This is a genomic window from Kitasatospora sp. NPDC015120 (genome assembly GCF_043080305.1).
Classification (GTDB): domain Bacteria; phylum Actinomycetota; class Actinomycetes; order Streptomycetales; family Streptomycetaceae; genus Kitasatospora.
The window spans coordinates 273,216-293,585 of sequence record NZ_JBIBVJ010000004.1 but is presented as its reverse complement, the minus strand read 5'-3'; the positions used below and the strand labels follow the sequence as shown (position 1 = coordinate 293,585).

At 75.4% G+C, this 20,370-nt stretch carries 18 protein-coding genes and 2 pseudogenes; 10 read left to right on the top strand and 10 right to left on the bottom strand.

The genetic code is table 11. The features are described 5' to 3' along the window. Nucleotides 1-56: 56 nt before the first annotated feature. Together ACF1AK_RS12985 and ACF1AK_RS12980 are read right to left on the bottom strand one after the other, a co-directional pair. Nucleotides 57-1,874 carry an ABC transporter ATP-binding protein gene (locus ACF1AK_RS12985; protein WP_391498846.1) on the bottom strand — a complete coding sequence of 606 codons (1,818 nt, stop codon included), beginning with the start codon at nt 1,872-1,874 and terminating at the stop codon, nt 57-59. Between the two features lie 255 nt (nt 1,875-2,129). Continuing rightward, nucleotides 2,130-2,903: an SDR family NAD(P)-dependent oxidoreductase gene (locus tag ACF1AK_RS12980; RefSeq protein WP_391498845.1), complete on the bottom strand. Its 774-nt coding sequence runs from the start codon at nt 2,901-2,903 to the stop codon at nt 2,130-2,132. 186 nt (nt 2,904-3,089) lie between these two features. On the opposite strand from ACF1AK_RS12980, the gene ACF1AK_RS12975 reads away from it, so the two are divergent. The 4 genes from ACF1AK_RS12975 to ACF1AK_RS12960 all read left to right on the top strand — a co-directional run bounded on the left by ACF1AK_RS12975 (nt 3,090) and on the right by ACF1AK_RS12960 (nt 6,379). Continuing rightward, a complete protein-coding gene (locus tag ACF1AK_RS12975; protein WP_355365744.1) occupies nt 3,090-3,290 on the top strand; it encodes a hypothetical protein in 201 nt (66 codons plus the stop codon). 96 nt (nt 3,291-3,386) lie between these two features. Beyond that, on the top strand, nt 3,387-4,298 hold the full coding sequence (locus ACF1AK_RS12970; protein WP_391498844.1) for a hypothetical protein: 912 nt from the start codon (nt 3,387-3,389) through the stop codon (nt 4,296-4,298). Then, nucleotides 4,295-5,272: a DUF6895 family protein gene (locus ACF1AK_RS12965; protein WP_391498843.1), complete on the top strand. Its 978-nt coding sequence runs from the start codon at nt 4,295-4,297 to the stop codon at nt 5,270-5,272. Before ACF1AK_RS12970 ends, ACF1AK_RS12965 begins: the two co-directional genes overlap by 4 nt. After that, entirely contained in the window at nt 5,273-6,379 is a 1,107-nt protein-coding gene (locus ACF1AK_RS12960; protein ID WP_391498842.1) for a serine hydrolase domain-containing protein, read from the top strand. Between the two features lie 87 nt (nt 6,380-6,466). Here ACF1AK_RS12960 and ACF1AK_RS12955 read toward each other — a convergent pair whose 3' ends face one another. The 3 genes from ACF1AK_RS12955 to ACF1AK_RS12945 are packed head-to-tail and all read right to left on the bottom strand — an operon-like array spanning nt 6,467 to nt 10,040. Beyond that, nucleotides 6,467-7,360, bottom strand: coding sequence for an SDR family oxidoreductase (locus ACF1AK_RS12955; RefSeq protein WP_391498841.1), 894 nt, complete (start codon nt 7,358-7,360; stop codon nt 6,467-6,469). Then, the gene (locus ACF1AK_RS12950; RefSeq protein WP_391498840.1) at nt 7,357-8,370 is read right to left on the bottom strand and encodes an alpha/beta fold hydrolase; all 1,014 of its coding nucleotides are present in this window, start codon (nt 8,368-8,370) and stop codon (nt 7,357-7,359) included. The genes ACF1AK_RS12955 and ACF1AK_RS12950 overlap by 4 nt, the downstream gene beginning before the upstream one ends. Beyond that, nucleotides 8,367-10,040: a flavin-containing monooxygenase gene (locus ACF1AK_RS12945; RefSeq protein ID WP_391498839.1), complete on the bottom strand. Its 1,674-nt coding sequence runs from the start codon at nt 10,038-10,040 to the stop codon at nt 8,367-8,369. Before ACF1AK_RS12945 ends, ACF1AK_RS12950 begins: the two co-directional genes overlap by 4 nt. Nucleotides 10,041-10,213: 173 nt before the next feature. Here ACF1AK_RS12945 and ACF1AK_RS12940 point away from each other — a divergent pair, with 173 nt between their 5' ends. Together ACF1AK_RS12940 and ACF1AK_RS12935 are read left to right on the top strand one after the other, a co-directional pair. Beyond that, nucleotides 10,214-11,026, top strand: a complete 813-nt coding sequence (locus ACF1AK_RS12940) for a MerR family transcriptional regulator (protein WP_391498838.1) — start codon at nt 10,214-10,216, stop codon at nt 11,024-11,026. Nucleotides 11,027-11,112: 86 nt separating this feature from the next. Then, nucleotides 11,113-11,550, top strand: a pseudogene (locus tag ACF1AK_RS12935) (GNAT family N-acetyltransferase); the annotation flags it as partial. A gap of 239 nt (nt 11,551-11,789) precedes the next feature. Here the strand turns inward: ACF1AK_RS12935 and ACF1AK_RS12930 are convergent. After that, nucleotides 11,790-13,802 carry an SMI1/KNR4 family protein gene (locus ACF1AK_RS12930; RefSeq protein WP_391498837.1) on the bottom strand — a complete coding sequence of 671 codons (2,013 nt, stop codon included), beginning with the start codon at nt 13,800-13,802 and terminating at the stop codon, nt 11,790-11,792. Between the two features lie 274 nt (nt 13,803-14,076). Between ACF1AK_RS12930 and ACF1AK_RS12925 the strand changes: the two are divergent. Then, nucleotides 14,077-14,567, top strand: a pseudogene (locus tag ACF1AK_RS12925) (GNAT family N-acetyltransferase). Nucleotides 14,568-14,743: 176 nt separating this feature from the next. Beyond that, entirely contained in the window at nt 14,744-15,451 is a 708-nt protein-coding gene (locus ACF1AK_RS12920; protein WP_391498836.1) for a bleomycin resistance protein, read from the top strand. Nucleotides 15,452-15,623: 172 nt separating this feature from the next. On the opposite strand, the gene ACF1AK_RS12915 is transcribed toward ACF1AK_RS12920, so the two are convergent. Continuing rightward, complete coding sequence (locus tag ACF1AK_RS12915) at nt 15,624-16,025, bottom strand: VOC family protein (protein ID WP_391498835.1); 402 nt, start codon at nt 16,023-16,025, stop codon at nt 15,624-15,626. Between the two features lie 85 nt (nt 16,026-16,110). After that, nucleotides 16,111-16,956 carry an iron-sulfur protein gene (locus tag ACF1AK_RS12910; RefSeq protein WP_391498834.1) on the bottom strand — a complete coding sequence of 282 codons (846 nt, stop codon included), beginning with the start codon at nt 16,954-16,956 and terminating at the stop codon, nt 16,111-16,113. Nucleotides 16,957-17,468: 512 nt separating this feature from the next. Between ACF1AK_RS12910 and ACF1AK_RS12905 the strand changes: the two genes are divergently transcribed. Beyond that, nucleotides 17,469-17,657: a hypothetical protein gene (locus ACF1AK_RS12905; protein ID WP_391498833.1), complete on the top strand. Its 189-nt coding sequence runs from the start codon at nt 17,469-17,471 to the stop codon at nt 17,655-17,657. Between the two features lie 65 nt (nt 17,658-17,722). On the opposite strand, the gene ACF1AK_RS12900 is transcribed toward ACF1AK_RS12905, so the two are convergent. Further along, a complete protein-coding gene (locus tag ACF1AK_RS12900; protein WP_391498832.1) occupies nt 17,723-17,878 on the bottom strand; it encodes a hypothetical protein in 156 nt (51 codons plus the stop codon). A gap of 92 nt (nt 17,879-17,970) precedes the next feature. After that, complete coding sequence (locus tag ACF1AK_RS12895) at nt 17,971-18,570, bottom strand: translationally-controlled tumor protein (RefSeq protein ID WP_391498831.1); 600 nt, start codon at nt 18,568-18,570, stop codon at nt 17,971-17,973. A 238-nt stretch (nt 18,571-18,808) separates the two neighbouring features. Here ACF1AK_RS12895 and ACF1AK_RS12890 point away from each other — a divergent pair, with 238 nt between their 5' ends. After that, on the top strand, nt 18,809-19,606 hold the full coding sequence (locus ACF1AK_RS12890) for an inositol monophosphatase family protein (protein ID WP_391499058.1): 798 nt from the start codon (nt 18,809-18,811) through the stop codon (nt 19,604-19,606). The last annotated feature ends 764 nt before the right edge of the window (nt 19,607-20,370 follow it).

The window sequence follows — 20,370 nt, the reverse complement described above, 5'->3', positions numbered from 1 at the left end:
GGGCACCGGGGCCCCTGCGGCCCGGCCGGCGTCCGGACGCGGCGCGCCCGCGGGCGTCAGGGCGCGACGGCCACGGCGGCCGGGGCCTCCCGGCGCAGCAGCGCGGCGTAGCGGCCGTCCGCCGCCAGCAGTTCCTCGTGGGTGCCGAGTTCGGCGACCTCGCCGCGGTCCAGGACGGCGATCTGGTCCGCCGCGCGCACGGTGGAGAGCCGGTGCGCGATGGTGATGGTGGTGCGGCCCGCCGCGAGGGTGTCGATGGCCTCCTGGACGGCGCGTTCGGTGCTGTTGTCCAGCGCGCTGGTGGCCTCGTCGAGGATCAGCACCGGCGGGTTGCGCAGGATGGTGCGGGCGAGCGCGAGGCGCTGCTTCTCCCCTCCCGAGAAGCGGTAGCCGCGCTCCCCGACCAGGGTGTCGTAGCCGTCCGGCAGGGCGGCGACGGTGTCGTGGATCCGCGCGGCCCGGGCGGCGGCGACGAGTTCCTCGTCGGTGGCGTCCGGCTTGGCGAAGCGCAGGTTGTCGGCGACCGAGGCGTGGAAGAGGTAGGTCTCCTGGGAGACCACGCCCACCGCGCGGGCGAGGGTGTCGAAGGACAGCTCGCGCACGTCGACCCCGTCGAGGGTGACCCGGCCGCCGGTGACGTCGTAGAGCCGGGGCACCAGGTAGCTGAGCGTGGTCTTCCCCGAGCCGGTCTCGCCGACCACCGCGAGCGAGCCGCCGGCCGGGATCCGCAGGTCCACCCCGGCCAGGGTGGGCCGCTCCTGCTGCGGGTCGTAGCGGAACTCGACGCCCTCGAAGCGGACCTCGCCGCGCACGGCGTCCAGGGTGACGGGGCGCGCGGGTTCGTCGATCTCCACGGTCAGGTCGAGGTACTCGAAGATCCGCTGGAAGAGCGCCAGTGAGGTCTGCACCTGGACGCCGGTGGCGAGCAGGCTGACGGTCGGGCGGAACAGGCCCTGCTGGAGCGAGACGAAGGCGACCAGGGTGCCGACCGAGACGATCGGGGCGCCGCCGGCCGCGGTCATGCCGGCCGCCCAGTAGATCACCGCGGGCATCGCGGCCATCACGATCTGGATGGTGTTCATCCGCCAGCGCCCGGCCATCGAGGAGCGCACCTCCAGTTCGGCCAGCCGGTCGGACTGGGCGGTGAACTCGCGGGCGAGCGAGCCGGAGCGGCCCATGGTGCGGCCGAGCAGGATGCCGCTGACCGAGAGCGACTCCTGCACCGCGGCGCTCATCGCGGCGAGCTGCTTCTGCCGCTCACCGGTGATCTTCTTGCGCTCGTTGCCGACCCGGCGGCTGATCCACACGAACACCGGCAGGAGCAGCAGCGAGACCACGGTCAGCCGCCAGTCCAGCGCCGCCATGGCGACCACCGAGGCGGTCACGGCGGTGAAGTTGGAGACCAGCGAGGTGGCGGTGGAGGTCACGGTGGACTGCATGCCGCCGATGTCGTTGGCGATCCGGGACTGCACCTCGCCGGTGCGGGTGCGGGTGAAGAACGCCAGCGACATCCGCTGGAGGTGGCCGTAGACGGCGGTGCGCAGGTCGTGCATGACCCGCTGGCCGACGGTGGTGGAGATCAGCGTCTGCAGCACGCTGAAGATGCTGTTGACCACGGCGGCGCCGACCATGCCGAGCACCAGGGCGGTCAGCAGTCCGGTGCGGCCCTGCGGGATGGCGGTGTCGAGGACGGCGCGCAGCAGGAACGGCGTGGTCACCGAGACCACGGCGGACGCGGCGACCAGCAGGCCGACGACAGCGAGCCGGCCCGCGTAGGGGCGGAAGAGCGCGAGGATGCGGCGCCACTCGGTCGGCGGGCGGGGGTCGCCCTCGGCGCGGGCGGGCGGGGTCCACTGGATGCCTTCGGGGCGCACGGGCGGGCAGCCTCCCTCGGACGGCCGCGCGGACGCGGCGCCCGGGGGCGCGCGCCGACGGCGGGTGGGCGGTCGGGCGACCGCCAGCATAACGAGAGAGGCTCATAGTTAGCAAAGCTAATAGTGAGATGCCCTCTGCGATGTCGGCCGGACCATCCCCGCCCCGGCCGGGCCCCGCCCGCCCCCAGCCCCGCGCCCGCGCCCCCGCCCCTGCGCCGCGCCCGGGCCGGGGCGGGGCGGGGCGGGGACCCCGGCTCAGGTGGTGCGGTAGGTGCGGGCCGCCTTGGAGGAGAGCCCGCCGAGCTTCCCTGACGGCAGCACCCGCGCGAGCGCCACCGCCACCTTGTAGCGCTTGCTCGGCACCGAGAGCGAACGGCCCCGGGCCAGGTCGCGCATCGCCTCCTCGACCACGCGCTCCGCGGACAGCCACCCCCAGGCCGGGATGTTGCCGGTGCCCATGCCGGCCCGCTGGTGGAACTCGGTGCGGGTGAAGCCCGGGCAGAGCGCCATCAGCCGCACCCCGGTACCGCCGAGGTCGCGCAGCACGCCCTGGGTGAAGCTCACCACCCACGCCTTGCTGGCCCCGTAGGTGCCGCGCGGCAGGAACGCCGCCACCGAGGCCACGTTGACGACCGCACCGCGGCCGCGCTCGCGCATCCCCGGCAGGGCGGCCGTGGTCAGCCGCAGCACCGCCTCGACGTGCACCTTCAGCATGTCCAGCTCGTCCTGCAGCGGCACGGTGGAGAACGCGCCCCGGTTGCCGAAGCCGGCGTTGTTCACCAGGAGGTCCACCGGGCGGTCGGCGTCGGACAGCCGGGCCTCGACGTCCGCGATCCCCCGGTCGGTGGCGAGGTCCGCACCGAGCACCTCCACCTCCACCCCGAACCTCTCCCGCAACTCCGTGGCGGAACGTTCCAGCCGCTCGCCGTCCCGGGCCACCAGGACGAGCCGGTAGCCGCTCCGCGCGAGCCGGCGCGCGAACGCGGCTCCGATGCCGGCGGTCGCGCCGGTGATCAAGGCAGTGGTCATGCAGCGACCGTACCTACTCCCGGGTATCCGCGACAGCCCGGCGCTTCCGGTGTGCCGCGGCCCGGTGTCCCTCCGTGACCGTGGTGACGGAGCGTACAGGGGTGGCGCCGCTCGGTTCGTGCTCGTATCGTCGGTCGAGGGGGCATCGCCGGACCAGGCGGTGGAACTTCTATGAGGAGGCACTCGATGCTTGCTCAGACCACCCGTACCACGCGGGCCCCGCTCGCCACCCAGGCCGAGATCGACACCCTCGGTACGTTGATCACGGAGGACGAGGCGGCCGTCAGCGACGCGCCCACGTACCAGCCCGAAGCCGCAGGCCTGCTCCTGCTGCTCGGACTCCTCCTGCTCTCGCCGCAGAAGCAGCCCAAGGAGAAGACCCGGTAGATCCCCGGATCCGGTCGACCCGGTCGAACCATCGGCCGGGCCACCGGCCGGGCCCGGAGGTCCCTGAGCACGCTCCAGACAGGAGAATCCCACTCCATGCCGTTCGCCGACACCACACTCCGCGACGAGTACGCGGCGGCCGTCGAGCGAGTGGCGGGCCGGGTCCTCGACGCCCTCCGCGGCGCCGGGGACCCGGCCGCGCCCACCCGCCGGTCCGCCCCGGGCGCCGCCGGGCCCGCCCACGCGGTGCCCGAGGGCCCCCTCCCCGCCGACGGCCCGCTGCCCCGAGCAGAGTCGGCCGCGGTGCGGGTCCTGGGGCCCGACCTCTTCGCCGCCCAGCTGCTCGCCGGGCTGCCCCTGGACGGGCCGACCGCCGACGCCGCGGCCGAGGCCCTCGAAACCTTCCCGATGGGCGGGTCCTCCCCCGCATCCGGCAGCGCCGCCGCGGCGGGCCCGGACGCGACGGGCGCCGCGCTCGCCAACGCCTGGCGGGACCGGACCACCGTGCAGCTCGTCGCCCTGGCGGGCCGCCCCGTCCCGGCACCGGGGCCCGACCCGCTGCGCCTCCCGGAGCCGACACCGGCCGACTGGCCGCGGTGGTCCGTGGACATGGCCCGGCTCTCCGCCCTCGCCCTCCCCCGGCTCGACGGCCCCGTGCACGACCTGGCCCGCCGGCACTCGCTGACGCTGGCCCGCGGTGTGGTGCGCTCCATGCTCCGCCGCGACTACCGCACCGCCGCCCGGCTCGCCCGCTGGCTGGCCTGGACCGAGGCGGACGGCGCAGCCGCGCACCTGGAGCTCGGCCCCGTGCTGGACCGGATCCGCGCGGTCGGCGACGGCAGCACCCGCATGTGGCTCGAACTCGCCATCACCGAAGCCCTGGCGGGCCAGGGCACCGCGGCCCCCTCCAGCACGGCCCCGGCGCCGTCCGCCGGGGCACCCGGCCGGACCGCCGGACAGCCGGAGCGCGGACAGGGCGGCGATCACCCGGACGGAGCGTCGGCATGACGGACAGTCAGATCATCGGCGTCGCCCAGCAGGTCGGATCGCGATCACTGCGCTGGCTGCACTCCTTCTACGCCAACGGCCTCGGCGGCTTCCAGGAGGACGTCACCACCGACCTCGCCAACCCCAACGAGATCTACAAGCCGCTCGGCGAAGTCGCCCTGGCCACCGGCCTGCTGCTGCGCGAGGGGGTCGCCGGCGCCGACGACACGCGGATCGCCCGCCAGATCATCGACCTCGCCTGGGCCGAACTGCGCGAGGGGGACCTCCTCTACGACCGGCAGCTGCGCTACCCGCTGATGACCGACCCGCTGGAGGTCTACGTCCACTTCGCGCGGGCCGGCTTCCGCCACCGGGCCCTGGAGGAACAGCTGGCGACGCTGAACCGGCTGCACTCCGTCCGGGCCGCCGAGCAGCTTCCCAGCCGCCGGCTGGCCTCGGCCAACGCCCGGCGGGTGATCGGCCTGGACCAGCTGGAGGACTGGAACGAACTGGCCGCCGCCACCTGGCTGGGCGCCACTCCCGAGCCGTGGATCATCGACTGGCTGACCGCCTACTACGTCACCCACTCCGTCTTCCACCTCACCGACTGGGGCGCCCGTCCCGAGTGCCTGCCCGCGCACATCCGCGACTACCTGCGGGACTGGCTGCCGGCCTGGATCGACGTCTGGCAGGAGGTCGGCCACTGGGACCTCGTGGGCGAACTGCTCATCGTCGCGGCCTGCATCGGCGAGCTCGGCCAGGGCACGACGGGCTGGGCCGCCCTGGCCTCCGCCCAACTGCCCGACGGGCTCCTGCCGAAGGACGCCAACACGGCGACGGAGGGGGACCCCGTCCAGCTGCTCACCGACCACGGGCACACCGCCGTGGTGGCCGTGGTCGCCGCCACCACCACCCTGGCCCGCGCGCTCGGCGGCACCACCGGGGCGGCCGCGGGCGCGCCGGCGGTGACGCTCGGCACGCCGCCGGAGAACTAGGTGATCACCCTCGAAGAGCCCGCGCGATTGGACGACGGTCCGTGGGGTGAGAGGGAGTTGGCCGGCCTGGTCCGCGCCGCCGGACCGGGCGCCAGCGCCGTCACGCTCGCCGTGGCGCGGGGCGGACGGCAGGCGGTGCGGTGCGCCGGGCGGGTCGACCACGCCTCCGGCGAACCCTGCACGCCCGAGACCGTCTTCGAACTCGGCTCCATCAGCAAGACGTTCACCGCCCTGCTGCTCGCCGAACTCGCCGCACGCGGTGACGTCACCCTCGACGACCCGGTGGAACGCCACCTGCCGGCCGGCTGGCGGCCCCCCGAGGTCCGGCACGGCGGGCCCATCCGGCTGCTCCACCTGGCCACCCACACCTCCGGGCTGCCGAGGCTGCCGCCGGGACTGCTGGCCGGCGCCCTCGCGGCCTGGAACAGCAACCCGTACGCCGCCTTCGGCGACCGGGAGCTGCGGGCGGGCCTCGCCCGGACCACCGTGCGCCACCGGCCCGGGGAGCGGTTCGGGTACTCCAACTTCGGGGTCGGGCTGCTCGGACGGCTGCTCAGCGAGGCGGGCGGCGGCGCAGGCTACCCGGAGCTGCTCGCCGAGCGGGTCTGCCGACCGCTCGGGCTGCGGGGCACCACCTGCGCGCCCGACCCGCCCCACCGGGCGATCGGCCACCGGCACGGGCGTCCGCTGCCGCCGTGGCGCATCCCCGGCCTGCCCGGGGCAGGCGCCGTCCGGGCCGGCGGCACCGACCTGCTGCGGTACCTGCGGGCCCATCTGCGGCCGGGCGAGGGCGGGCCGGCGGACGGGTCCGCCGCCGGGGACGCCCTGCGCGACGCCCTGCGGGAGGTGCAGCGGCCGCGGCTGAGGCTGCCGCGCTCGGGCGACCAGCTCTGTCTGGTCTGGAACCACCGGCGCACCGAGGACGGCCGCGACCTGCTCTTCCACTCCGGCGGCACGCGCGGCTGCACGGCGCTCATCGCGTTCTGCCCGCAGACCGCCACCGCCGTGGCCGCGCTCTGCAACGCCGGCCCGAGCCGGTGGGAGAACTTCGCGCAGGCGGCCTACGACGTCTTCAAGGAGTTCGCCCGGGAGGCGGACGACGGGTGAGGGCGCAGCGGCCGGTGACCGGTGGCCGACGGCCGACGGCCGACCGGTGGCGACCTCCGCCGGTCACCGGCCGCCGTCCGTCGTCCGTCAGGGCCGCCCGGAGCGGGCGGCCGTGTCGGCGGCTCCCCCGGCACCGACCGCGCGGAGCCGGGTGGCGGCGGTGGCGGCCAGCTGCGGTGCGAGGCGGGCCACGTCCCGGGAGCCGGCCAGGGCGATCAGCGACGGCAGGACCCAGCGGACCGGCTGCATACCGCGCAGCCAGGCCTGGGCGTAGACGTGGGCGGAGCGCCGGGCGATCCCGGCGACCAGGCGGTCCACGGCCGGCTCCAGCGGGTACGTCTTGTTCGCCGGCCAGGGCAGCCGGGAGCGCATCTGCTTGAGCACGGCGTCCTCGTCGGCCCCGCGCACCATGTCGGTGTCGGTCCAGCTCAGGTAGCCCACGCCGACCTTGACGCCCTCGTGGGCGACCTCGGCACGGATCGCGTGGGCGAACGCCTCGACACCGGACTTGCTCGCGCAGTAGGCGCTCATCAGCGGCGCCGGGGTGAGCGCGGCCAGCGAGGCGATCTGCAACAGGTAGCCGTGGCTCTCGGCGAGGACCGGGAGGAACGCCCGGGCGGTCGCCACGCTGCCCAGCAGGTTGACCTCGATCACCCGGCTGAAGGCCCGGTGGTCGTTCTGCAGCAGCGGGCCGCCGATCGCGATGCCCGCGTTGGCGACGACGGTGTCGACCCGGCCGTAGTGCTCCGTGATCCGCCCGGCGAGCGCGGTGAGCGCCTCGACGTCGGTGACGTCGGCCTCCCAGGCGGTGGCGTCCGGGCCGCACTGGGCGGCCACGGCCTTGAGTTCCTCCGGCTCCAGGCCGAGGAGCGCGACCTTGGCGCCGCGGCGGGCGAGGGCGCGGGCCAGCGAGGCGCCGACGCCGCGCGCGGCTCCGGTGACGACGACGACCTGGGCGGAGAGCGGTGGGGTGGCGGTCATGCGACGGCGGTCCTCTCGGGGTCGGTGCCGGTCGTGGCGTCGGTACCGGTCGTGGCGTCGGCAGCGGCCGGGGCAGCGGCGGTGGCGTCGGCGGCGCGAGTGCCCGGCAGATGGGCGGTGGCCATCCGGTGGATCTCGGCGGCGACCTCGGCCGGCCGCTCGATCGGCGCCATGTGGCCGACCCCCGGCAGCAGGAGCAGCCCCTGCGGATCGGCCAGCGCCTCGACGATCCGGTGCGCGTGCACCGGCGGGGTGAGCCGGTCCTCGGCGCCGACCACGACGGAGGTCGGCACGGCGAGCCGGGCCAGCCCGGCGCGGACGTCCAGCCGGCCCAGCACCCGGGCCCAGTTGGCCCGCACGGCGGTCGGGCAGGCGTGCACCATCCGGACCGCCACCTCGGTCCGGGCGGCGGTGGCGCTCGTCCCCATGATCGCGTAGCCGAGTCCGGCCCGGGTGAGCGGATTGACCGGCCCCAGCGGCAGCCGGGAGCGCATGAGCTCCCGGTGCAGGAGGAGCCGCAGGCCGGAGTGCACGGCCCGCGGCACCACGTTCAACTCCCGGACCAGGTCGAACGGTCCGGTGGAGACCAGGACCGCCGCCGCCGTGCGCTCGGCGACCTCGGCCCGGGCGGCGCCCGCCATGATGGTCATCCCGCCCATGCTGTGGCCGGCCAGCACGGCCCGCTCACCCGGCGGCACGACCCGGGTGAGCACCGCCGCGAGGTCCTCGCCCAGCGCCCGGGTGGAGTAGCGCACCCGGCTCGGCGGGACCTCGCTGCGTCCGTGGCCGCGCTGGTCGTAGGCCACCACCCGGTACCGGTCCGCGAGCTGGTGGATCACCGGCGCCCAGAAGGCGGTGGAGCAGGTCCAGCCGTGCGCGAGCACGACCGTCGGGGCGCCGGGCTGCCCGTGGACCTCGACGTGCAGCCTGGTCCCGTCGGCCGACCGCACGGCCGACTCCTCGGCGGGAACGGGCGGCAGACAGTCGGCGGGGATCGACGGGCGGCTCATACCAGGACCTCCCCGGTCTCGGCGGTGGTCGCCGGAAGGCCCGGCCGGCCCTCCTGGCGAAGGATCAGTTCGTATTCGGCGAGGTCGACCTTGCGGGTGGCCCGGCGGAAGGAGGTGGTCGATCCCGGCCAGAGCACGGTGTTCTTGCCGCTCTTGTCCAGGTACCAGCTGCGGCAGCCGCCGTTGGTCCAGACGGTGCGGTCCATCCGGTGCTGGAGTTCGAGGTTCCAGCGGCGCTGCGCCCGGGCGGTGGGCTGCATGGCGCTCGCGCCGATCTCGTCCAGCGTGGTCAAGGCGTCGATCAGGTAGTTGAGCTGGGACTCGATCATCAGGATCATCGAGCTGTTGCCGAGGCCGGTGTTGGGGCCGATGACGAAGAAGAAGTTCGGGAAGCCGTGCACGGTGGAGCCGCGCAGCGCCTCCATCCCCTCCTTCCACTCCTCGGCGAAGCTGGTGCCGTTGATCCCGAACACCTTGGAGCCCATGGGCATGTCGGTGACGTGGAAGCCGGTGCCGAAGACGATCGCGTCCGCCTCGTGCTCGCTGCCGTCGGCGCCGACCAGCGTCGAGCCGCGCACCTCGCGCAGACCGCCGGGCACCACCTCGGTGTTGGCGGCGGCGAGCGCCGGGTAGTAGGTGTTGCTGAGCAGGATGCGCTTGCAGCCGATCCGGTAGTCGGGCGTGAGCCGGGCGCGCAGGGCCGGGTCGGCGACGCCGTCCGCGAGGTGCCGCTCGGCGAGCCGCTGGACCGCCCTGAGCAGGCCGGGCCGCCGCACGAAGGCGTCCACCTGGAGCTCGCGCAGCGCGAACAGGGCGCCGCGGCGGATCTTGGCGGTGAGCGGGAACCGGCCGTGCAGCCACTTCTCCAGCTCGGTGACCGTCCGGTCGCGGCGCGGCAGGACCCAGGCGGGGGTGCGCTGGAAGACCGTCAGCCGCCCCACCCTCGGCTGGATGGCCGGGATGATCTGGGCCGCGGACGCGCCGGTGCCGACCATCGCGACCCGCTTGCCCGCGAGGTCGAAGTCGTGGTCCCAGCGGGAGGAGTGGAACACCTTGCCGGGGAAGGAGTCCAGGCCGGGCAGGTCGGGGATCTGCGGGTCCGCGAGCGGGCCGGCGGCGGAGACGACGGCGTCGGCGGTCCAGCGGCCGGCCGTGGTGGTGATCCGCCAGTGGGTCCGCGCGACGTCCCAGCGGGCCTCGGTGACCTCGGTGCCGAGCCGCAGGTGGGGGCGGAGGCCGAAGACGTCGGTGACCTTCTCCAGGTAGGCGCGGATGTCCGGCTGGCCGGAGAAGCTGCGCGGCCAGTCCGGGTTGGGGGCGAAGGAGAAGGAGTAGAGGTGCGAGGGGACGTCGCAGGCGCAGCCGGGGTAGCTGTTGTCGCGCCAGGTGCCGCCGACCGAGTCGGCGCGCTCCAGGATGACGAAGTCGGTGATGCCGGCGCGGCGCAGCCGGACGCCCGCGCCGAGGCCGCCGAAGCCGGAGCCGATGACGGCGACCCGCACGTGCGGGACGGGCTGCTCCTCGGCGGGCCGCTCGTCGGCAGGCTGCGGCCCGGTGGTCCGCTCGCCCGTGGACGCGGCCGGGTCGGGGGCGGTCGCGGTGAGGTCGGTGGCGGTGCCGGCGTCCGCGTCGGACGCGCGGGGGCGGGGGCGCTTGCTGCTGGATGCCATGCGGCGTCCTCCTGGGGGGCTGGGGGCCGAGGGGCGCGCGTCGCCGTCGTCCGGCGCGGCGCGGATCACGCCAACCGCGCCAGCAATCACTGGCACGGTTGGCAGGGTAGCCCTTGCCGACAGTCGAGGGAAGAAGCCCGACCGACCCGATCGGGGGACGCCCCTGCGGTCCTATGCTGAGCGCCGTGGACAAGGGAGCAGCCGGCGGCGAGGACGGACCACGCGAGTTCCGGGTGGAGGAACTGGCCGAAGCGGCCGGGATCACCACCCGCACCCTGCGTTTCTACCGGGAGCGCAAGCTGCTCCAGCCGCCCCGCAGGGAGGGCCGGATCGCCTGGTACGGCGAGGCCCACCTCGCGCGGCTGCGGATGATCGCCGAACTGCTGGAACGCGGCCACACCCTGGGCGGCATCGCCGAGCTGATCGGCGCGGGCGAGAGCGGGCGGGACGTCGCCGAGCTGATCGGCCTGGAGGCGGCGATCGTCGCACCGTGGTCCGACGAGACGCCGGTCCACCTCCGCTGGGACGAGCTCAGGGCGGCCCTCGGCGACGAGCTCACCGAGGAGAACACCGCCGAGTCCCTCGCCCAGGGCTTCATCACGGTCGAGGAGGACGGCATCACCCACGTCAGCCGGCGGCTGATGGACGCCACCACGGCCCTGGTCGCGGAGGGCGTGCCGCTCTCGGTGGTGCTGGAGGCCAGTCGGCAGACCCTGGAGCACGTGACGGCGATCGCCGAGATCTTCACCTCGCTGGCCCGCGAGCACCTGCTCGGCGCGCTCGCCTCCGACGGCCCGCTGCCGCCCGGCGAGGCGGCCCGGCTGACCGAGCAGGTCCTGCGGATCCGCCCCCTCGCCCGGACGGTCACCGACGCCCAGTTCGCCCTGGCGATGGACCGCCGGGTGCACGCCGAGTACGACCGGCTGCTCCGTCAGCGCAGGGAGCACCGGGAGGACGACGACGGACAGCCGGCGGCCGGCAGCTGACGGGGCCGCGGGCTGCTCCGGCGACCGGCGAGCGGAATCCGCCGTTCACCTCAGAGACGAACGGGCACCCGTCCTATCATCCGTTCATGATCGAAGGTAAGACAGTACGACTTCGCGCCATGCGTGCCGGGGACGCGGAGCACCAGCTCCGCTGGCGCAACGACCCCGAGGTGGTCCGGCTGGCGGCGGCCGGGGATCCCCGCTTCGGACCGCTCACCGCCGAGGCACTGGCGGAGCGGTTCGAGCGGATCCTGCGCCTGGACCCGTACGAAGCCGCGATGCTGACCGTCGAGGAGACCGCCGGCGGCCGTCCGATCGGGCTGGTCGACTACCGGGGCCTCGACCCGTACGAGGGCGTCGCCGAGGTCGGGATCGCCATCGGCGAGCAGAAGTTCTGGGACCGCGGCTACGGCACCGAGGCGCTCGGCCTGCTGGTGGACCACCTGTTCGGCACCTTCCCGCTGCACCGCCTGGAGCTGGACACCTGGAGCGGCAACGCCCGCGCCGCCCGCGCGTTCACCCGGCTCGGCTTCCGCGAGGAGGGCCGTCGGCGGGAGGCCGTGCTGCTGGCCGGCGTCCGCTACGACCGCCTGCTGTTCGGCATGCTCCGCGCGGAGTGGGAGGAGCGGCGGCGCCACCCGGGCCCCGCCGGAGCCGACGGACCTGACCGCGCCGAGGGCACCGGACGGCCTGCCGAGCCTGTTGGATCCGCCGGACCTGCCGAGCCTGTCGGACCTGCCGGACCTGCCCGAGCCGACGGTGTTCACGACGCCTCCGGCGGCCGCCCCGTCGGACCGTCCGGCACCCCCGCCGCACCCGGGACGCCCGGCACGGCCCCGGCGGTCCGTGCTCGCAGCGCCGAGAGCGCCTCCCGGGCGCTGTCCGACGTCGGGTGGGGCTCCGTGAGCACGATCCTCGCCTCCGAATAGGCCTCGCCCGGCAGCCGGGGCGGCGTCCACGACGGGTCCGCGAAGGTGTGCAGCCGTCCCTCGGTGAGCGCGAACCGGGGCAGCGCCACCCCGAACTCGGCGGCGAGCGCGGTCAGCAGACCGTGCTCGCCCTGCCGGCCGTGGGCGTGCGGACCGAAGTGACGGTCCGGGTCGAGCGCGGGCGGGACCGGCGCCGCACCGCTGCGGTCGCGCTCCGCTCCGCGCACCGTGAACCCGTACCGCTCCTCCCCCGCCTCGGCCACCGACAGGTGGAAGAAGCCCTCCTCCGGCGCGACGGCCACGGCGAGGGCCCGCCCGCCCGTCCGTCCGGACGCGGTCACGGCCGGCGTGGCGAGGCGCTGCCCCGCCGACAACGGCCACGTCCGCGCCTCGAAGGCGAAGCTCCAGCCGGCCCCAACGTCCCCGCCCCCGTGGCCGACGAGGGCGGGCGCCGGGTCCTCGGAGGAGGAGACCGTCCGGTCCCGGTACCGGTCCCGGTCGGCCTCCCAGCGGGTCGCGGGCCGGTCCAGCACCGCCCCCTCCCCGGCGAGGACGGCCGGCAGCCCGTCCGGCGCCACCCCCTCCACCAGCACGAAGCGGTACGGCTCGGGCCGGCCCGAACGCGGCTCCAGGGCGAGCCAGGCGAGCCCGTCGCCCGCGGCCCCCGGCTCCTCCCGCGCCGGCTCCCCCGCCGCGCCGCCGGACGGGCCGCGCGGCGTGGCCAGCAGCTCCCGCCCGCGCTCCGCCGTGAGCAGCGGCCCGAGCAGGGTGTCCGCGAGCAGGCCGACGGGCGCGAGGTGGTCTGGCCCCACCGGCGTCCACTGCGGCAGCGCGGCGCGCAGCGTCCGCCAGGCGGCGTCCGTGGCGCCCCAGCGGGCCTGCTCCCGCGCCCGGTCGACGGCCTCGCCGAACGGGCCGGCCGCCCGGTAGCGGTACGCGCGCTCGCGCACCTGCCGGAGCACCTCGTCGGCCGCGGTCCGCCGGCCCCCGGCGTCCCCCCGCAGCTTGTGGCCCCACGCCGCGGCGTCGTGCCCGTTCCGCACGTGGTGGGCGGCGAGCACCGGCACCACCTCCCCGAGGTAGGCGGGATCGCCCGGCAGTTCCCCGAACGTCGGCTCGGGCCACTGCCGCTCGAACCGGCGCAGCTGGTCGAGCAGGCCGGCCGCGCGCGGCCGGCCGAACGCGACGGCCTCGGCCAGCGCCGCCCCCGCCCGTTCGTGCGCGCCCGCCAGGGCGTCCAGCCGGGCGGCTTCGACGCGCGCGTCCAGCGCACGGGTGGTGGCGTTGACGAACGGCGCGGCGGGCCGGTGGGCGGCGAGCCGGTGGAACTCCTGGTACATGGCCAGCATGAACGCCCGGAAGGACGGGTACCGCTCCGGCGGCGCGGCCCGCCACGAGGCGTGGCAGTACACCGCCCACTCCCCGTCGGCGTCGACGTCGCCCGGGTCGAGCAGGACGAGCGTCGCGTCGGACTCGGCGTCGAGTTGCAGGGCCCGCTGCCACATGCCCTGCGTCCCGTCCTCGTCGTCGTCGTACTCGCTGAGCCCGTAGGCGTCCCGGTGCCACCGCGCGCCGTCCGCCCCGGCCAGCCGGTACACGAAGCCCCCGGCGTGCCGCCACCCGTCGCTCACCGCGAGGAACTGCCGGTAGGACGGCGGCAGCGCGCACCCCAGCTGCGTCTCCGCGGCCGCGACCCGCTCGGCCGGAGCCCCGTCGAACCCCAGCCAGCGCGCCCGCCACGCCTCCTCGTCGCCGTCCCGGAGCTCCTCCGGACCGGTGCACGCCCCGGCCCACTCCTCGCTCCACCGCACGAGGAAGGACCGCCAGTCGAACGTCTGCTCCGTCATGCCGGTGATCCTTGCACGCACCACCGACAACTCCCGTCCGCCCGTCGGACGGGCGCCCGCGGCCGGGCGTCCACCGCGGAGCCGCGCCCTCCCGCGGGGCGCGGCGGCCGGCGCATGATGGGAGGCGGGGTGAGACGCGGCCACGGGTACGGACCCGGGGCCCGGAGGTGTGCGCCGCCGAGGGGGGACGATGGAGTCCGGGGAGTCGATCGGCGAGCACGGGGTGCGCGCGGCACCGGAGGAGAACGGCAGCACGGGGTTCGCGCTCCGCGTCCTGACACCCGCCGATCCGGCCGACTGGCCGCTGTGGCGGGACGCCCGGACGGCGGCGCTGGCGGACGCGCCGTACGCGTTCACGGTGCGACTGGCGGACTGGTCCGCGGGGGGGGGGGCGAGCAGAAGTGGCGGGCCCGGTTCGCCCGGACGGACGCCCTGCACGTGGTGGCCGTCGGAGCGGACGGGCGGCCGGCCGGGCTGGCGGGCGGGGTGCCCTGGGCCGGGCCGGGCGGAGGGCCGCCGGGCGGGAGCGCGGTGAGCGAGCTGCGCTCGGTGTGGGTGGGGCCGCGGGCCCGGGGGCGCGGGGTCGGGGACGGGCTGCTGGGCGCCGTCGAGGAGTGGGCGCGCCGCCGGGGCAGCGCGTGGTTGCGGCTCGGGGTGCTGCCGGGCAACACGGCCGCCGTCGCGCTGTACCGGCGGCACGGGTTCGTCGACGCGGACGGCGCCGGCGGGCCGGAGCGGGTGATGGTCAAACGCCTGACGGCGTGAGCGGCCCGGCCGGCGGTCCGGCGCCGCCGGGCGCACCGGGGCCCAACTCGCCCCCGTGGTGCGGGACGACGCCGACCACCCGTGGATGCCCCCGGCCGGCGGCCGCCGCGGTCCCGGGGTCGACATCTGACCGGAAGCGTCCGATTCGCCGTCAACCAGGGGTAAAGTCAGCGGGCATGGTCGAATCGACGGTCCCGATCCTGCCCTGCCAGGCCCTCCCGCCAGTGCTTGAGTTCTACACCGCGCTCGGCTTCGAGGTGACCCTCCATCAGAAGAGCCCCAATCCCTACGCCGTCGTCCAGCGCGGCGCCATCCAACTGCACTTCTTCGGCATGAAGCAGTACGACCCCGGCACCTCCTACAGCACCTGCCTGGTGCGTACGGACGACGTGGACGCACTGCACGCCGCCTTCCAGGAGGGCCTGCGGTCCGCCTACGGGCGCGTGCCGACCCGCGGGCTGCCGCGGATCGGCCCGGTCGGCGACACCTCGCACGGCGTACGGCAGTTCCTGGTGACCGACCCCGGCGGCAACTGCCTGCGGATCGGCCAGCCGATCCGCGCCGACCAGCGCCACCGGCCCTCCCCCGAGGAGCCGTTCGCCAAGGCGCTGCACCACGCGGCCCTGTTCGCCGACTCCAAGGAGGACCCGGCCGCGGCCGCCCGGGTGCTGGACCGCGCGCTCGCACGGCCGGACGGTCCGCCCGCGCCGGTGCTGCTGTTCCGCATCCTGGCCCTGCGCGCCGACCTGGCGCACCGCCTCGCGGACGGCGCGAGCGCCGAGGCGTTCACCCGGCGGGCCGAGGAGGTCGCGTCCGAACTCACCGACGGGGAGCGCGAGTCGGTCCGCGACGACCTCAAGCGGCTGGCCGACATCCTGCTCTGACTCGACGTCAGGCGAGGGTCGCGCTCCGGCGCCCGAGGGTCCGTGAGCAGCGCGAGCGGCATGAACGGCACGCATCGAAGTGACGGTGCGTCCGGTGCGCCGGCGCGCTGCTCAAGGGCCCTGCGCGCGGTCAGGAGCGCACGGTCGGGAGTGCACGGCCGGGAGCGCGCGGTCAGGAGCTCCAGGTGCGGGCGCAGAGCACCAGCCGGTAGCCGTCCGGGTCGGCCACCGTGACGCCGTGCTCGTCCCAGTACGGGTTGTGGGCGGGCACCCGGGTGCCCCCGGCGTCCTCCAGGCGACGCACCAGGGCCTCGTCGACGGGGGCGCCGAGGTAGACGACGAAGAGGTCGTCGACGGTGGGCGACGGTTCGACCGGGTGGTCCGGGTCACGGGTGAGCTCGAAGTGCCAGCCTCCGCCGGAGGGGCCGACCATCAGCAGGTCGTGCTCGCCGGGGCGGTGCGCGGCGCCGCGCCACAGGACGGCGAGGCCGAGACCGCCGGCGTAGAAGCGCTCGGCCGCGGCGAGGTCCCGGCTGGGGCGCGCGATCCGGACATGGGCGGTGGAGTCGATCACAGGCGCCGAGCCTACCCGCCGCGCCCCGGCGCACGCCGCCACGCTCCGGCGCACGCCGGGCCTCCCCGACCGGCCGGACGGGCCGTCAGAGCCGGCGCAACCGCTCCTCGTCCCCGGTGCGCGGACAGGTGACGCAGGACCGGGCGGGTTCGACGGCGTAGTACAGGCAGCAGCCGAGACGGGTCCGGGTGTGGTGGATGCGGCCGTCCTCGCCGCGCAGCCGCCGGAAGCCGGCCGCTCCGAGCAGCGGATCGGTGCGCCCGGGCAGGACGGCACCGGCGGCCTCGACCGCGGCGGACTCCCGGTCGGTGCCGGGGGCCGGGGCGCAGGCGTCGAGCCGCTTGCCGAGGTACCAGATCGCTGCGGCGAGGTCGTCGGTGACCATGCCCCACAGCGCGCGGGCGCCGCGCCGGGTGGGCGCGGCGAAGGCGGTGACCAGCGGTTCGACGTGGGCGACGACGGCGGCGCGCAGTTCCGCCCGGAGCTCGTCCTCGCCGGGGCGGGTGACGCAGGCGCCCGGACGGAGCACGAGGTCACCGGTGGGAGCGTGCAGCCACAGGTCCGCGCCGTCGATCGAGGGCACCCGCCGGGACCGCCACCAGGGCCCGGCGATCAGCAGGCAGACCGACCAGAGGTAGTGGTGCAGCAGCCGGGAGGCGGCCACGTGCGGGCGGGGGTCGGTGCCGTGCGCGGCGGCGAGCGGGGCGATCCGGGCGGCCTCACCGGCCAGCGCCTGCGCCAACACCTCCGGGTCCCCGGCCAGTTCGGTGGCGCAGTACCAGCCCTGCGCCCGGTCGGGGGCGGGTTCGTCCGCCGTGAGCAACCGCACCCGGAGCACCGGACAGAGGTCCAGCAGCCACCGGTAGTCGGCGTCCAGCGGATTGGCCGCACGCGGCGCGGCGGGCACGGCGACCGGCGCGGCGCCGGGCACAGCGCCAGGCAGGGGCGGCCCCGAGAAGATCATCGGCACTCCCGAGATCGCGTTAGGTGAGGCTCACCTTATAGGTATTCGGCGCCCGGGTCGCGCCGTACCGGCCGATCGGGTCCCGACCTCCCCGGTACGGACCAATCCGGCCGGGGCTCGGCGCGAGGAGGCGTGCCCGACCTGACAGCTCGCCCCGCGCTGTCCACCGGCCCGCCGGACGCGGTGATGGCCGGACGCGGTGGTGCACGTGCTGCGGCGGGTCAGCCTGCCGGTCGGCGCGGGAACCCCGGACGCGGTGGTCCTGGCGAGGGGCGGGTGGGCGGCGCCGTTCGGGCTGGAGGAGGTCAACGTGGGCGGCGGCATGGCCGTCGCCTACGGCGGCCCGGCCGCCCGCTTCGACCGGGCGGCGTTGGGCGCGGGCCTCGGCAGGCGGCTGGAGCGCCACCCGGGGACGCTCCTGCGGACCGAGCCGGGCGGGCCGGGCGCTCACCGCGTACTGCGGCTGGTGCGCCACGGAGGTGCTGGACGTGCAGCGCAGCCACGGCGAGGACATCGCGGTCGTCCGCGGTGGCGACGAGCTTGCCACCTACGCGCTGGGCAGCATCATCACCCCGGGCCTGCGCCTGGACGCCCAAGCCCGCGGGGCTGAGCCGTTCCCGCTCGGCGAGGTCACGGTGGATGCCTGGAACGTCAGCCGTCCACGCTGAACACGACAGGCCGGGCCCCGGTCGTTCGACGGGCGGGGCCCGGCCTGTCTGCGCCTGGGGGAGGCTCAGTCGCCGTTCTGCTGGCTCAGCTGCTCGCGGTTGGTGTCGGGGCCGGTGGTGACGTGGTCGCCGGCGGAGAACACGTCCAGCAGCTCGGAGGGGTTGTCGGGCTGGAGCTGCTGGCCGGTAGAGAGGTCCTGGAGGATCTCGGGCTCGGACACGGGGTCTCCTTCTTCGAGGACGTTCGGTCGGGTCGGTACCGGGCACATGGGACCGCCTCGCCCATCGAACGGGCGAGGCGGTAGGGGTGGCGTCAGAAGGCCTCGGTCTTGAGTCCATGGCGGATGTAGTAGAGGAACGGGGTCTTGCCGTCCTCGCTGAACTTCATGAGGACGACCATCGCTTCGGGGTCGTTGGATTCCCCGGTGTAGCACTGGTAGCTGTCGAAGTCGGCCAGCACGGTCTTCGCCCACTCGTTGGCCTGCTGCTGCCAGGTTGCCCGCTCGTCCGCAGGCACCTTCTCCGACAGCCTCTTCACGTACGCGCGGATGTGGCCGGTGTAGGTCTTCTTGTCGTACGACGCCGCAACGAGACGATGGCGGTCGACGACGTTGAGCACCCTGCGGTAGGTCGACTCGGTATCCTCCTCCTCAGCCGCGGCACCGATGTCGACCGTGTTGTGGGGGCGGTCGATGTACTGGCCCTCGACCACGTAACAGACACCGTCCTCCTTGATGGGGAACGTGTCGGACAACAGCTCGTCGCCGCTGAAGACGTCCTTGTAGAGCTTCATGGGCTTCTCTTGCGCCATCGCGGCTTCTCCCGGGCGAGTCGGCGAGACGCCCGTGCGCCTCGCTCCCCTGCATCCTCCAGCGCCCAGGAATCCGGCCCTCCGCCTAATCTCGATCTTCACTCGAATGAGTGAGGCGGGTCGTCGGGAAGTTACCTGCTGCCCTGTCGCCCAGTCGCGAGTGTCTTCGCAGGGTTGGCGCCTGGCCCCTGCGGCGATCTTGGTGGCAGCCAGCCCGCTGAAGAGACAGTCAGCGTGCTGTGGCACATGACGGCGGGCGGCCCCGCACCCGCCCTGCCGCACGCCGAATCCGCACTGACGTGCGAAAGTGGTAGCCGGCGAAGGGAGCGGGCACGTGCTGATGGAGAAGGTGGCGGAGATCATCGCCGAGGCCTCGGCCGAGGTGGTGGAGCCCCGGTTCCGCGCGCTGGCGGCCGGCGAGGTGATGGAGAAGGCCCCGGGCGAGGTGGTCACCGTCGCCGACCGGGAGGCCGAGGTGATCATCGCCCGGCGACTGCGCGAGCTGCTGCCCGTCCCGGTGGTGGGCGAGGAGGCCGTCGCCGCCGATCCGGCACTCGCCCGGGCGCTGCACGCCGAACCCGCCGCCTGGCTCGTCGACCCCGTCGACGGCACCTCCAACTTCATCGCGGGCCGTCCCGAGTACGCCGTGATGGTCTCCCTGGTGCGCGACGGCCGGACGGTCGCCGCCTGGATCCGGCACCCCGTCACCGCCACCACCTACACCGCCGAACTCGGCGCCGGCGCCTGGCGCGACGGCCACCGCCTCACCCGCGCCCCGGCCGTCGCCGACCCGGCCACGTGGCGCGGCTCGGTGAAGAGCCGCTTCCTCGACCCGTCCCGCCGCCGCCTGGTCGAGGCCAACACCACCGCCTTCGGCGAGGTGACCCCGGGCCGCCACGCCGCCGGCATCGAGTACCCGGACATCGCCGAGGGCGCCATGGACTTCATCCTCTACTGGCGCACCCTGCCCTGGGACCACGCACCCGGTTCCCTCCTCCTCACCGAGGCGGGCGGCCGCTCCGCCCGCCTCGACGGCACCCCGTACCACCCCGAGGCCCCCGGCGGCGAGGACGGCCTGCTCGCCGCCGCCGACCCGGCCACCTGGGAGCGCTGCCGCGAGATCCTGCTCTCGCCGTAGACCCCCGGGCACCCGGCACCCGATGCTCGGCAGGACCGTCGGCCGCCAGGCAATCCGGTCCCACGGCCCGGGCGCGGGGCCGGCCACGAGCACGAGCCGTCGATCCGCAGCTGCCGTTCCCGCCGGTGACGCTCTTCGAAGGAACCGCCCCCGCCCGACCCGGCCACCCACCCGCAAGGCAGCCCCCGGCCCCCGGCCCGCAAGCGCGGCCGACCACGAGCCGACGGCCCCGGGCGAACCGCTCGGCCGGAGCCCGCCGGCCTCCCGCACGACGGGCCACGCCGGTGACCTCCTCGGGCATGGTGCGCGGATTGACCAGGGTGAGCTTCAGCCGCACCCGTCCCGCGCCCGCACCGGGCAGTCCGGTACGGCCGACCACCATCCGCACCCACCGCCCCACCGATGACGATGCTCGGCGAGACCATCTTCGTGCACGCCACCTCAGGACACCCCCGATCCCACCGCCCTCCGGCGCCCGGCGGCCACGAGCCGGCGGCCCCGGGAGGACCGCTCAGCCTGAGCCAGCAGGCCTCCCGCACCACGGGCCACGCCGGTGACCTCCTCGGGCATGGTGCGCGGATTGACCAGGGTGAGCCTGAGCTGCATTCGGCCTGCGCCCGCACCGGGCAGTTCGGTACGGCCGACCACCATCCGCACCCACCGCCCCACCGATGACGATGCTCGGCGAGACCACCTCCACGAACGCCACCGCAGGACGACGCTCCCCCCGGGCGGTCCGCTCGGCCGGAGCCCTCCGCCCTCCC

Coding starts and splice junctions, on each gene's coding strand:
- ACF1AK_RS12980 (WP_391498845.1), bottom strand. CDS start 2,903: ATGACCACTGCCTTGATCACCGGCGCGACCGCCGGCATCGGAGCCGCG.
- ACF1AK_RS12975 (WP_355365744.1), top strand. CDS start 3,090: ATGCTTGCTCAGACCACCCGTACCACGCGGGCCCCGCTCGCCACCCAG.
- ACF1AK_RS12970 (WP_391498844.1), top strand. CDS start 3,387: ATGCCGTTCGCCGACACCACACTCCGCGACGAGTACGCGGCGGCCGTC.
- ACF1AK_RS12965 (WP_391498843.1), top strand. CDS start 4,295: ATGACGGACAGTCAGATCATCGGCGTCGCCCAGCAGGTCGGATCGCGA.
- ACF1AK_RS12955 (WP_391498841.1), bottom strand. CDS start 7,360: ATGACCGCCACCCCACCGCTCTCCGCCCAGGTCGTCGTCGTCACCGGA.
- ACF1AK_RS12950 (WP_391498840.1), bottom strand. CDS start 8,370: ATGAGCCGCCCGTCGATCCCCGCCGACTGTCTGCCGCCCGTTCCCGCC.
- ACF1AK_RS12945 (WP_391498839.1), bottom strand. CDS start 10,040: ATGGCATCCAGCAGCAAGCGCCCCCGCCCCCGCGCGTCCGACGCGGAC.
- ACF1AK_RS12940 (WP_391498838.1), top strand. CDS start 10,214: ATGCTGAGCGCCGTGGACAAGGGAGCAGCCGGCGGCGAGGACGGACCA.
- ACF1AK_RS12930 (WP_391498837.1), bottom strand. CDS start 13,802: ATGACGGAGCAGACGTTCGACTGGCGGTCCTTCCTCGTGCGGTGGAGC.
- ACF1AK_RS12920 (WP_391498836.1), top strand. CDS start 14,744: ATGGTCGAATCGACGGTCCCGATCCTGCCCTGCCAGGCCCTCCCGCCA.
- ACF1AK_RS12890 (WP_391499058.1), top strand. CDS start 18,809: ATGGAGAAGGTGGCGGAGATCATCGCCGAGGCCTCGGCCGAGGTGGTG.